This window comes from Planococcus donghaensis (assembly GCF_001687665.2).
Lineage (GTDB): Bacteria > Bacillota > Bacilli > Bacillales_A > Planococcaceae > Planococcus > Planococcus donghaensis.
This window is the reverse complement of record NZ_CP016543.2, coordinates 633,887-646,755: the sequence shown is the minus strand read 5'-3', so window position 1 is coordinate 646,755 and position 12,869 is coordinate 633,887. Positions and strand designations below refer to the sequence as shown.

Here is a 12,869-nt window from a genome sequence, read left to right as displayed (position 1 = left end):
TTCTTTTATGTATTTTCATTAAGCCTGATTGAACATCTGAGCCGGCTCTGCGCGAGCTTGATCGAATCCAATATGGCTGCGAGCAGAGATGTTCTAGTTGTATATTTCGATCTGGGAAACTAGGAAGCGATCCAAGAAATCTTCGTTCGGAAATTGCTCCTTGCGCTTGCTGTTTTTCTTCACGTTCTTGTTAAATGACTCGATGAGATTCGTCGAGTAGGTACTTCGCCAAATAGATTTTAAAAAGCCATAGAATATGAAGATACTGAGTTTCACTTCCAATTACCCCATCACTTTGGTGTAGGCCATTTTCCACTTGTCGACAAATACTTTCAACGCTTTTCTGCCTAGTTCTCGGCTCACTGCTCGGTAGACCGGTTTAAAGTCATCGAGAATCTTCTTTCAATCGTGGACATGGACTTTGGCGACAGATGCACGCAGCACGCCTGATAGCCTGATACTTGGCTTCTTGAAATATAAATTCGCTTCCGTGGGAACCATACAACTCCAAAACAACTTATGTTAATGAATAAAAAGAGAAATCACAATCAGAATATTGATGTATCGGGCATGGCTATGCATACAGTATGAATTGTAGTGTATTGTCAATATCTTTTAGAATTTTTTCTCTCTCAGGTACGCGACTCTTAAATACTTTTAAGTTATAGCAATTCTGCCTAAATTACTTAAATCAGTTAAATATCTAGGAGCTAAATTATTAGGGATTTCATTTCTATAAACTTTGTATACATCTCTCATTGAATTAAAAAGAAGGGGACTTGCGCCAACTATGTTCTGAAGAAGTTCAGATTTACTCGCTGAATTAGATATTGTTAATCCTATATACAGATTAAAAGATATTATTTCTGGTAAATGTGCTTTGACCATGCTTTTCAAGTTATTAGTTTCGTCATATAAACAATCTAAAAAATCTTTATAATTATCTTCCGAAAGATTCTGATCTGTACTGCTTGTAAAATCGTTTAATGCTTTATTAAATGCTTTTAATTTCGCTTGAAAATCTTCTTTATTACGTAAACTAATTATGTCGGAAAGGGGCACATCTTTTAAATGAGCCGGAATATTAATGTTTAAAATACTTTTTAATGTGTTTAATTTAACTAATTCAGAATTGTAACTCTGGGTATGATCATTTAATAAAGTGAGCCTTTGCTGGTCTTTAACATCGGTAATAATCGACATTCCGTTTCTATCACCTATGCTATGTGCAAAAATACTCATGTAGGCTAGCGATAATTCTTTGGAAATTAAAATACCATTGTGAGTTTTAGTGGCTATACTTTTTTCCAAACAATAATCTTCAAAATCATGACTATATTTCCCTCTATATAATTCTACTGTTTGTAACTCTTTTAATTCCCATGTATCTAACATTTTTTTCTCGGATGTATAAATTTTCGAAGTGAAAAATCTATCTATAATTTCCATTACCTCAATTGAAGATTGTTTCCCTTCATCGTACTTAGGATGGTATACATCCAATAAATCAGTATATTTCTTAATTATTTTTGTATCTGATCGCTCTTTTATTGACGCGTACTCTGGAACGATTGTATTTACATTTTCCATGTATAGTAAAGCAAACTTTAGCCACTCATCATCTTCTATTTCAAAACCTGGATAGTAAAGAAACTTTTTCATATTATCCCCTCCTTATTTTTCAAAAGAAGAACTCAATCAAATTGAACGCTTCTTATCTTTCATTTATTTACCTTGCCCCCAACGTCTTATAAGCCTCATACATAGGATCCGAATAAAACACCGATGGCACTGTCTGAAGATCCATAATTGATTCAGCTTGGATTAATACTCTCTTCGCTTCTGCACCGTCACAAACCTGTAAGACGTAAAAGTTTCATTTCCCAGGAAACGAAACTTCCCCAAACAATTTATACTCCTAAATAATCCTGAATAGCTATATCTAAAAACATTGATTTCAGAGAACTTCCTATGAATAACATTTTAAATTGTAGTGTATTGTCAAAATCGTTTAGAATTGTTTCTTTCCCAGTTTCGCTTTTTAAGATTTATTTAACTTTTTCTACCTTTAAAAATTCTAGCCACATTCTATTTTGATTCTTAATATCTTTGTTTTCAAATATAATTTCAGGCGTTGTAATTTTATATTTTTGTCCTAGGAAGCTTTCTACTTCTAACACAATTTCACCTATAATTTTTTCGTTATTTTGAGCTATTAATTTAACAAAAGGACCAACATCTTTTGTAGGCTCTAAAGCTAAATTTCGGTTAAACATACTATTGTCCTCTGTTACAACCATATGTCCAGCATATTCGCACTTTACTCTTTCGTCAGTGAAAGTGACTGTTTTGATTAAGCAATATCTATTTAATTCATTTTCGAAAAGAACACCCCAAAAGTCTCGATATGCCCTTGTTTTTTTCACCCTCAATATCGGCTTATAATTAGCTTCTGCAAAACGTTGATTTGCTAAATAAGATCTGTAAGTAACAAAAGTAGCGAATGCCGCAACTATTACGGAAACAGCAGGTAGCCATTGAATAAATATTCCCAAAACTCTTACCTCCGCTCCAAAACAACTAAAGCTCAATTGATGTCCTCCAGTTGAATGGGGAGACTTATATTAATTGCCTGTCACTTTCTGGAAGCGACACATTAAATGAGTGATTTTTCATCAAATCTATTTATTAAACCTATTCAAAATAATTTACACAAAAGTCGATATTCCAAAAAAATTATTCCGTTTCGAATTCAACATCTAAATCTCCTTTTTTTAGTTTGAATTTTATTTTTTTGTTCTTTAAGATATAGAGGCCCACTAAGCCCCCTCCTATACTTAACGCTCTTTCAGGATGTTTTCTTATTGAGTCCCCAAACGCCTTACTTACTTCATTAGCAGCTTCTTTGAATTCTTCCATATCCTCTAACTTTGGCATGAACTTTTTTAGTTCTGACATTTCTATACCGCTCCTTCTGTAATTGTAGATTTTGTGAAGTCCGATTCAACTTAGGATTTGTGATTCACATAACTTTCTCAGTAGATATCGCTTCCTAGGGAGCGACACAATTATGAATCGTAGTGCATTGTCAAAATCGTTTAGAATTGTTTCTTTTCCTAGGAGGCAATTCCATTTTATATTGTTCGACCTATGGATGCTTTGCTTAGAGTGCTATAAGCCGCTCCCTTAACCCCTCATCACTAGCAAAAACATAAAGCCCCTTTATCCCCCTCTTCATCAACACATTAATCGAATTCAATATAATCTGCTCTTTCGCTCTTTCAACATCCTCAATGCCTTCTTTTCCTCTGAAAGCTTCGGTATCGCTATATTTTTCAGTAAGGATCTTCACGCAACCATTCTGTTCATCATATGTAACTGATGGCCCCAAAATCACTCCTACATAATTCAGGTCGAAGCCTTGAATCGTATAGATGGACCCCGCTTCTTTGATTGTCTCCGGCTTTTCTGCCCAGGTGTTTTTAGTGTCGGTTGAGTTCCATGGAATCTCAAGACTGTCTTCTCTAATATAATACTGCTCGCCATCTTTCTTATGTTCATAATCGAATGTCGAAACCACTCTGGAGAGGCCGTGTTCTTTATTCTTTTCCACTATGGCATCATGCATTTCCTTGGCCGAGTCGAATATTTGAAAATCATAGAGTTCATCTTTTGGCAGCTGTAGAATTCGCTTCTCTACAAAATTATCGATCCAGTTGATAACATCGTCGCCAGCATCCATGCGGAACTGTTCTCTTAAAACGTAAGGCTCTCCTCTTTGATAGTCTGACACTATTTTCTTGAGTCGCTCTTCGTCCCAATAACTTTTCAGTTTTAATACTTGTTTTTCATCATAGACAACGATGACGACTTTGCTGTGTTTAATGATTTCTTCTAATTGATTGTTCTCATTAAAGCCATTGAACGCATCCGCTCTGCTCAGCAATAAATGTGCTTCATCGACTAAAACAATGTCCGCTTTTTCTGCAGCTTTCTTTTGCTTGTTAATAAAACTTGTAGGCTTATCAAAGTTATTCTTTTTAAGAAACTTCACATTAGCTGCGATATTTTTATACGTTTTCAGCATTTCTGAATGGTTGACGAGTAAGTAATTCTTCGTTTGATGGAGGTTGGAATTTTTGTCAGCCGCTCGTTCCTGGATGCTATTGAACACGGAACTTAAGACCACACTTTTACCAACACCCGCTTCACCTTTAACCATAAAGACAAACGTTTCATCATCATCGATGTGTTCTTCACACACTTCTATAATTTTTGTTTTAAGCTCGAGTTGGGTCATCGTCAGTTCTTTAAAAGGAGAAAGTTTAAAGATGTCTTTATTTTCAATTACATGAGCCGGGCTATTTACCATGTTCCTATTCAACAGTTCTGTCCAAATCTCATTGAAAATTTTTATGTCGTAGAATTCTTTATCATGATAATTGTGCATAACACTTTGCATCGTTTGACTCTTGTTTTGCAGCTTGTATCGATTATCGCCTAAAAAATAATTGATTAATTTTGTTTCTATATTATAGGTAGCTGATCGGTGAAACTTTTCATGAATGATGAGCGTCATTTTTTCTAATTTCTTTCTCTCAATATTACTTAAGTGAGATTTCATCCGATTTTTAAAGGCAACAGTCTCCCCAATATATACAGTGGTATTATTGTTCAAAAAGTAAACGACTGGATAATCAAAGTAAGCTTCTTTCTTGATACTATCCAACGCAGTTTTATTGAAGTCCCATGTCTTTAGTTCAATCGTACCCATAAAACTTCAACCTCTCTATCTGAAAAAATCGAATGTTTCTATAAAAGTTCAAGATTAGAATCGTGCACCTATTCGATATGATCTTCTAGTACGTAATCGATGAACTTTGAAGGGGGATTTCGTTTTAGATAATACTGGATGTACTCACCCCTCCTATATATGTAAAATCCTGTATGGTAGTTGTTTTTCAGTCTAGCATTATTTAGCAATTTGAGCATCTAGTTTTTGCAATATTTTTGTAATTTACATCAGATGTTTATTCCATTCCCAATTTTAAGCAATTAGACCCCAAACAAAAATCGTTTGGGGTCTAATTTATATTTCATTTATTTATTAACTTCAATTTTATGGGAGACATCTTCTCCAACTGTTTCATAATTGCTGTCCATTGGTGCCATAATTCGCAGTTCAATACTTTCAAGTTGATCTACTGTTGAGTTTTTCAAAATATATACGTTATGGCCTTCATGGCGCACCTGCCCCATGTACTCGCCTTCAATATATTCAGACAGGATCATGTCTGGATCTAGCTGTTCTTTAGTGTTAGTAATTGCTACAGCTTGGCCAAGATAAAAGCTCATGTCTTCTTCAGATGTATTTTCTCCCACTAATTGAATAGTGAAAGCATGTACTTCATCACCTACTGCTACTTCAAAAAGATCAGCTGTCGCTTGGTCTTTCGGCTCGATTACTTTTAACTGAATTCCAGGAATTTCGTACTTCATCGGTCCAACCTCGCCGGTAATGCCTAACTCTTTATTTGTGTAAGTATTTGTGGCTTTCATGCTGTCATCTTCCTGTACGTCTTCGTCAATTTCTGCAGCTTCTTCGACTTCTTCAGATTCACCTTCACTTTCAGTTTTTTCATTATCTGTAGTTGAATCTTGCTCACTTGCTGTGGTCGTAGTATTTTCTGACTCATCACTGATTTTTGTGGTATCCGATCCACAACCCGCCAAAACGATAGAACTAATCACTACTGGAATAAACCATTTTTTTATCATAAGAACATCCTCCATTTTATTTGTATTTGCCAAGACAACTGAGCCCTCGTTTTAGTTGTTATTTATATAGTAAGAAATACATTTTATACGTGTGCAAAGCTTCGCTACAGAGCAGAGATTACATATATTATATGGGTAAACATACCATAGAGCGCTTATTAATAAAACAGATATTTACTTTTTTGTATTTAAACTCACAAAATTTACTTTAACTTTTTACTAATGTTATTTTGTAAAGTCTATTGTGAGGAGGCTACAGCGCTAAAAGTTAAATAGACTGACAACAAAAAATCATATTCGAAGTACTGATAGAGCCCAAGGATATCTTTCTCAAAAACCCCATTTTCCAAACCACCTTCTAAGCAACTCCCTCTCCCAAAAACATCCTATTGACAACCCAAAACAGATTGGATAAGATTACTTCAACAGAATAACCGTAAAATTTAAACTGGTAACCAAGTGTTGTTTCAGGCTTAAGCAGGCAGTTAATAAGTTTCTTATTGATTGGATGAAGAAGTGTGGGGAATCATTGGTTAAAAGCATGGTGGGACGGTGTATTTTTATATCTGCATTTTTTGCAGGTGTAGAAGTATGCCGTTTTTCTTTATTAGGGGGAACAATAAATGGAGCATAGTAAATGGACAAAAGGATCTTTGGAAGCGGAGATCAGCAAAACCTTAACCCAGTGGGAAAAAGATTTTTTAGGCAGAGGCTCTGTTTCGGTAAAAACAGATATTCTCCGAGATATGCTGGTCATTTCATTAAGCGGCGTTTTAACACCTGCCGAGTATACATTATGCAGTGCCAAAGAAGGTTTGTTGGCTGTTAAAAGAATGCGTTCGGATTTAGTCGAATCTGGCCGTGAGTATTTGGGAACTGTCATACAGGAGCTAACCGGAGAAGAAGTGAAAAGCTTCCATACCGATATCAGCACCCACACCGGAGAACGCATCATGGTGTTTAGGTTATCCGGAAATCTGCAAGAAAAATTAAAATAAATATAATGGGAGACTTTCAGAACAAGGCAACTTGGGCTGCGGGTAAACCGGTACCATTCAATTGGCGATGAGCTTATTCATCATTGCCTGTTGAATGGTACCGGTTTTTTTATGAAAAAATCTGCACCATACACTCGATTTATAAAGGAGAACTGATTATTATGTATGATATTATGATTCAAAATTTATTGTCCCCTGTCGTTTTATTTTTTGTGTTGGGGGTCGTTGCCGCTTTAGTCAAATCGGATTTGAAATTCCCTGCCGGCTTGAGTGAAGCCTTAAGCATCTACTTGTTAGTGGCGATTGGCATTAAAGGCGGCATGGAGCTGTCTCATTACGAACTCCACACCGTTATTAAACCGATTGCTGGAACTTTGCTTTTGGGCATCACCATTCCGGTACTTGTATTGGTTGCACTTCTCGCGATGAAAATGGATCTTCATAACTCTATCGGACTTGCGGCTACATACGGTTCTGTCAGCATTGTCACATACGGAGCCGCCATCTCCTTCCTTGAAAAGAAACAGATCGGCTATGAAGGCTTTATGAATGCACTGGTAGTTTTATTGGAAAGTCCAGCCATCATCATTTCCCTGCTGCTGTTGCGGATTTTACATAAAACCGATTCAGGAGATCTCTTAAATGCTCCCGGCACTCCACCAAAATTAGGGATGAACTTTTCATCCTTCATGAATTTGTTTGACAAAGAAGTGCTGCGCGACAGCTTGTTGGGCAAAAGTGTCCTGCTCTTGATGGGTAGTTTGATCATCGGCTGGCTGGTGGGACAAAACGCTGAATCGATTGTTAAACCGCTGTTTATCGATCTTTATGGAAGCATCTTAATTCTCTTCTTATTAAATATGGGGTTGATCGCAGGAGAGCGCCTTCCTGAAATCAGTAAGCACGGCTGGAAAATCCTCCTATTCGGTCTATGTGTTCCGCTAATTGGTGGGAGTGCAGGTGTCTTAGTAGGGAATTGGGTCGGACTATCTCTTGGGGGCGTGGTCTTAATGGGTGTACTAGCGGGAAGCTCTTCTTATATCGCCGCACCGGCAGCTTTACGCGCATCGGTTCCTGAGGCCAACCCATCTATATATCTCGGTCTGTCTCTCGGCGTTACCTTCCCATTCAATTTAATCGTAGGCATTCCTTTCTACTTTGCTTTAGCTCAATTTACTCATTAAATCTAAAAGAATCATGGGTGTCATTTGATGAACATAGAAAAAGAGGTGTTGGAATAGACTCATTCCAACACCTCTTTTATCGTGATTGTTTCTGGTATTAGCCAATAACCTGTTTAGAAAAGCAGCTATGTTCTACTATGAATAAGGAGAACCGCATACCAGCGACGGCGCGTCCACGGGCTAGGCGAAGCAAGAAGACAGGCGCACTTCCTGGCTTCTTGCTTCGCCTAGCCCAAAGCGCCGAAGCGAACTAAATATTAGACCACTCGAATAACCTCAAATCTATCTATAGTCGGAGACTCATCCCTATATCAGACAACACTTTATTAAAGCCCAATAACATCCACAGCATTCGTAGCATCCGCTTTACTATGCCCCTCAAACATCAGTTGTTCAATCAGACCCGATCTCGAAAACGACGTGTACGCGATGTAATTCTCTGCAGCTAATATCGCTTGTTCGCTCCAGTCGACAGTAATTTCGTCTACTGCGTATGTCGCATTGTCATTACTATAGCCTTCAAATTCCAACTGCTCGATGAGACCTTTCCTCGAAAAAGCCGTGTATGCGATATAATTTTCAGCGGCCTTTACTGCTTGCTCGCTCCAATCCACATCGATTTTTTCTGCTGCAAATGTGGCATCCGCGTTACTAAACCCTTCAAACTCCAATTGATCGATCAGGCCGCTTTTCGAAAACGCGGTATACGAAATATAATCTTCAGCCATTCGTGCCGCTTGTTGTTGTGAAACAGTACCCGCATTTTCTGCTTCTATACGTGCTGCCTCTTCAGCTTCAGCTTCGGCTTTTGCTTGTTCTTCGGCTTTTGCCTTTTCATCAGCTTTTTTCTGTTCTTCTGCTTCAGCCTTCGCTTTTTCCTCTGCCTCGGCTTTTTCTTTTGCTGCTGCCTCAGCTTTCGCTTGTTCTTCCGCTTCCGCTTTTTCCTTTTCTTCTGTCTCCACTTTTGCGACTTCTTCAGCTTTTTCTGGCTCTGCAGCTTCCACTTCTGGTGTTTCAATGATTGGTTCGTCTTTCTCGATTGTTTCTTCACCACAGCCACTCAACAAAACGATGAGTCCCGCCGTCGCTACTACTTTTTTATTTTTCCACATGTGTATAAGCCCCTTTCTGATTAGAGAGATAAGATCGTGCGTACTATTTTGACTTAGTGTCGATTAATAAGTTATTAAATCGTTTTTTGTAAACAAATTTCTAATATAGTACTTTTGTAGTATTAATAAATTCCCATATATACTATAATATTACCAATATAACACAGCAACTCTCTAGTTCATATAGCATTCACGTAACTAAATTTCTCTAGCCAATTTATTGGTCATTTACAGTTTCCTATTTTTGCGAGACTAAAAAAAGAATGCCAAAAAATCTGCACGGTTGAAATTTGTGAATTCCAACTCAGCACTTTCGAACAAAAATGTTCTCAACTTCTATTGAACTACTTTTTCCTAAATAATTTTAATTGCCGTGTAAATTTAAAAAATGAATAGAGCTTACGCATAATTTCATAACTTAGGCTTTAACAAAATGGTTTTCCCAGTCTTACCAAATGGTTTTCCCAGTCTTACCAAATGATTTTCACCAATACACTAAAAAAACTTCCTATCGACTATATTTTCCATCAAAAAATCTGATAAAAAAAGTTGGAAATATATAAAAGAAATAAAGACCATAATAAGCAATTATAATTACATTTTCAGTTGACAGTAGGTACAAAGATTCTTATAATGTTAATAAATTGCATTTTCTAATCATTCAGTAAATTTAAGTAAAATTCTCTCACAACTAAAAAACGAAAAGGCAAATTTGTTGAAAAACAAAGACGCAAAACCACAGATCTACGGATTGGCAAACAATCTACGATGGCTGGGTTACCGAATGGTTTAAGGACTATTCCTCGGCGAATGGTCCTTTTTTTATAGGCACATCTAGAAGATCACATACAACATCACTTTACGGATAGGAGCTGATGAGTTAATAAGATCTTTTGAAGAGATATTTAACAAGAGGAGGGAAAAAAATGACAGTAAAAAAACTACTCACTCATATGATGGTGGCCGCAGTTGCACTGAGCGGCTTTGCAGCTTCCATCGCACCTACTCCCACAAATGCCATGGTCGTTTCTGAACAAGCACAACCTACCGCTCGCTATATGGTAGGCACAAAAGCAGGTACACAAGGAATTGAGCAAGCAATCCAACAACTTGGCGGATCGATTGTTGATGAATGGACTTTTATCAATACGTACTTAGTGGAGATAGATCCATCTAAAGCCTCGTCGATTCAGTCAGTCCCTGGTGTCGTTTTCATTAACCAAGATGAAAAAGTGGTGGAAAACAAAGGATCTAGTAAAACTTCGGATGATAAGTTAATTGCCAATGTTTATCAGTCTGTCATCACTAGTGACAAAGTAGTAAAAAAAGGGATTACCGGTAAAGGGGTTACGGTAGCAGTTGTTGATAGTGGAATCGCTAACGGGGCTCAATCGGACTTCAGAAAACGAGTTTCGGCAAATGCTAAATTCTCAACTGCTGGTAACATGTCGGATTCTTTCGGTCACGGTACGCACGTAGCGAGTATTCTTGGAGGCGACGGAACTCAAAGCAATGGCGCCTACCCTGGCGTTGCTCCTGGCGTTAATATTGTCAACGTCAAAGTGAGTGACGACGAAGGAAAAGCTGGCGAGCAAAACTTAGTGGAAGGCCTTGAATGGATTTACGACAACCATAAAAAATACAATATCCGCGTAGTGAATATTTCCAATCAAATTGCCACGCAACAAAATTACAAAGAAAGTGCAACGAACGCGGCTGTTGAACTTCTTTGGCACAAAGGAATCGTCGTTGTCGTGTCAGCAGGCAACCAAGGCGGTACAAGTTGTTCGACTTGTTATGCACCTGCAAACGATCCGTTTGTCATTACGGTAGGTTCTATAGATGATAAGGGCACAAAGGATACTGCAGACGATTCGTTAAAAAACTGGTCGAGCAATGGGCTTACTTCAGAAGGATTTTCTAAACCAGAAGTGGTTGCTCCTGGCTCTAAAATCACTGCTTATATGCCAAAAGGTGACTTGAGAGGATTAAAACCTGAAAATGTTGTAAGCAATGACTATTTCACCATGGGTGGCACGTCCATGTCGACACCAATGGTAAGTGGAATTGTGGCGTTAATGCTTGAACAAAACCCAAACTTGACTCCTGACCAAGTAAAATGGATTTTGAAGAATACGACACGTTCTTATGGAAAACAACCTGCAGGTAGCGCTGGACTTGTCACTGCAGATGCGGCTGTATTCTTTAACCCAAGCAATATCCCAGCGAACGTTGCTCAAAATTTCGAATTGTCTTCCCTGATTACAGCTGCAGTAGACGACGATGTGAACCTAGACACTCCGGATTCTTGGTCGAACATTGCTTGGCGCAATGTCTCATGGTCCAATATTGCTTGGAGAAATATTGCTTGGAGAAATAATTTTGATTAAACTGAAACGTTTCAGTATATTGCAAGTCGGACATTCTAGTTTACTAAGCTAGCGAGTACTCGCTTCCCAATTGTATTCATTAGTGATTAGAACTGGACTTCTTGTCCACGAGGTGAATAGTGATGAATACCAAACACCCAAGAAAAGCCATCAATTTTATCGTGCTGTCCAACATGCTAGCCCTCACTATTTTCTTAATTAGTTGGCAAGTCGAGCAGCCGCAACTAGCTGATCTCACATCCATTACGTTTCTCATCTGGCTAACGCTAGTGATTGTCTCTAGACATGGTGGATTATTCGATTTCGTCGATTCCAAGCTTTCTGCAGGAATGGGCTGTGTTGTTGAATTTGCGGCATTGATCATTTTGCCGTTTCCCTTGTTTGCATTGAGTATCGTGATTTCGTGCTTGGTCAATATCGCTTTTCGCTTGAAAGAAAAGCATCCTGAACCATTCACGGGTCCTGATTTTAATGCTTCTGCTACCATTATTTCTGGAGTGTTGGGTTATTCAATCTTTAGTGAAATATCTGGCACTAGCCCAGATTCAGAATTGCTGTTTACCATAGCTTTATTGCTCGAAATGCTGGTTTTCGGCATCACGCGCATCTTTTTGATCAACACATTGATTAGTTTTGATGAAGGCATTGCTTGGAAAACGGCACCGGTGATCAAAGTAGACACCGTTTCTTCTGAAGGGATCTTGTTAATCACTGGCGCTATTTTAGCGATTACGTATCTTTATAACCCCTATTTAATCTTGTTTTTAATCGTTCCTGCTTTGCTGTTGCAGAACTTATTGCAAAAGGCCAATAGTGCCGAGTTGATCTACATTGATGCCAAAACAGGCATTCACAATTACCGCCATTTTGATGAAAAGATAAACGAGTTGTACAAAAAGAGCCAGAAAAACAACACGTCACTGTCGTTAATTTTTGGGGATATGGATTATCTTCGAAATATCAACAATAACTATGGCCACTCTACTGGCGATACGGCGATTATTGCTGTTGGAAAAGTGTTTAAGCAAAGCCAAAAAGGCAAATTCACCGTAGCACGTTTTGGTGGCGAAGAATTTGTTATGCTATTGCCTGATACAACAAAAGCAGAAGCTTTTCGTCAAGCTGAGGAAATTCGAAAAAACGTGCAAAACTTAGACGTCCGAAGCGAAGAAAACGAAAAGGTATCTCTGACGATTAGCCTGGGCGTAGCCACTTACCCAGAAGACGCCACAGACATCAACTCGTTGATCAAAACCGCGGATGAAGCGTTGTATGAAGCCAAACGAAAAGGCAGAAATGTCGTTAGCCTATATGAAGTAGCTGAAGCTGAACGCTCTATTTTGGTAACTAAATAAACGAACGACAAAAAGACGATCTCGTAAAAGACATGTGTTATGCCTTTTGCAA

Annotated in this window: 10 protein-coding genes, 1 pseudogene and 1 riboswitch; of the genes and pseudogenes, 4 read left to right on the top strand and 7 right to left on the bottom strand. The window is 38.1% G+C overall.

Going from position 1 to position 12,869, the window contains the following annotated elements:
• Nucleotides 1-18: 18 nt before the first annotated feature.
• The 6 genes and pseudogenes from BCM40_RS16560 to BCM40_RS03305 all read right to left on the bottom strand — a co-directional run.
• Nucleotides 19-452 (bottom strand): annotated as a pseudogene (locus BCM40_RS16560) (transposase); the annotation flags it as partial.
• Nucleotides 453-657: 205 nt separating this feature from the next.
• Complete coding sequence (locus tag BCM40_RS03325; protein ID WP_065527161.1) at nt 658-1,662, bottom strand: hypothetical protein; 1,005 nt, start codon at nt 1,660-1,662, stop codon at nt 658-660.
• A 386-nt stretch (nt 1,663-2,048) separates the two neighbouring features.
• The gene (locus BCM40_RS03320) at nt 2,049-2,555 is read right to left on the bottom strand and encodes a hypothetical protein (RefSeq protein WP_169818711.1); all 507 of its coding nucleotides are present in this window, start codon (nt 2,553-2,555) and stop codon (nt 2,049-2,051) included.
• A gap of 181 nt (nt 2,556-2,736) precedes the next feature.
• Complete coding sequence (locus BCM40_RS03315; RefSeq protein ID WP_065527163.1) at nt 2,737-2,958, bottom strand: hypothetical protein; 222 nt, start codon at nt 2,956-2,958, stop codon at nt 2,737-2,739.
• Between the two features lie 205 nt (nt 2,959-3,163).
• Nucleotides 3,164-4,774, bottom strand: coding sequence for a DUF2075 domain-containing protein (locus BCM40_RS03310; RefSeq protein WP_065527164.1), 1,611 nt, complete (start codon nt 4,772-4,774; stop codon nt 3,164-3,166).
• A gap of 326 nt (nt 4,775-5,100) precedes the next feature.
• A complete protein-coding gene (locus BCM40_RS03305) occupies nt 5,101-5,778 on the bottom strand; it encodes a hypothetical protein (RefSeq protein ID WP_156851249.1) in 678 nt (225 codons plus the stop codon).
• A 623-nt stretch (nt 5,779-6,401) separates the two neighbouring features.
• Here BCM40_RS03305 and BCM40_RS03300 point away from each other — a divergent pair.
• Both BCM40_RS03300 and BCM40_RS03295 read left to right on the top strand, forming a co-directional pair.
• On the top strand, nt 6,402-6,776 hold the full coding sequence (locus tag BCM40_RS03300; protein WP_065527165.1) for a Na-translocating system protein MpsC family protein: 375 nt from the start codon (nt 6,402-6,404) through the stop codon (nt 6,774-6,776).
• Nucleotides 6,777-6,937: 161 nt separating this feature from the next.
• Nucleotides 6,938-7,960 (top strand): sodium-dependent bicarbonate transport family permease, encoded by a 1,023-nt coding sequence (locus BCM40_RS03295; protein WP_065527166.1) that lies wholly within the window; start codon nt 6,938-6,940, stop codon nt 7,958-7,960.
• A gap of 326 nt (nt 7,961-8,286) precedes the next feature.
• Here the strand turns inward: BCM40_RS03295 and BCM40_RS03290 are convergent, their stop codons facing one another.
• Nucleotides 8,287-9,072, bottom strand: a complete 786-nt coding sequence (locus BCM40_RS03290; protein WP_065527167.1) for an Ltp family lipoprotein — start codon at nt 9,070-9,072, stop codon at nt 8,287-8,289.
• A gap of 695 nt (nt 9,073-9,767) precedes the next feature.
• Nucleotides 9,768-9,857, top strand: a riboswitch (cyclic di-GMP riboswitch).
• Nucleotides 9,858-9,998: 141 nt separating this feature from the next.
• Between BCM40_RS03290 and BCM40_RS03285 the strand changes: the two genes are divergently transcribed.
• Together BCM40_RS03285 and BCM40_RS03280 are read left to right on the top strand one after the other, a co-directional pair.
• The gene (locus BCM40_RS03285) at nt 9,999-11,462 is read left to right on the top strand and encodes a S8 family peptidase (RefSeq protein ID WP_065527168.1); all 1,464 of its coding nucleotides are present in this window, start codon (nt 9,999-10,001) and stop codon (nt 11,460-11,462) included.
• Between the two features lie 122 nt (nt 11,463-11,584).
• Complete coding sequence (locus tag BCM40_RS03280; RefSeq protein WP_065527169.1) at nt 11,585-12,817, top strand: GGDEF domain-containing protein; 1,233 nt, start codon at nt 11,585-11,587, stop codon at nt 12,815-12,817.
• Nucleotides 12,818-12,869 lie beyond the last annotated feature (52 nt).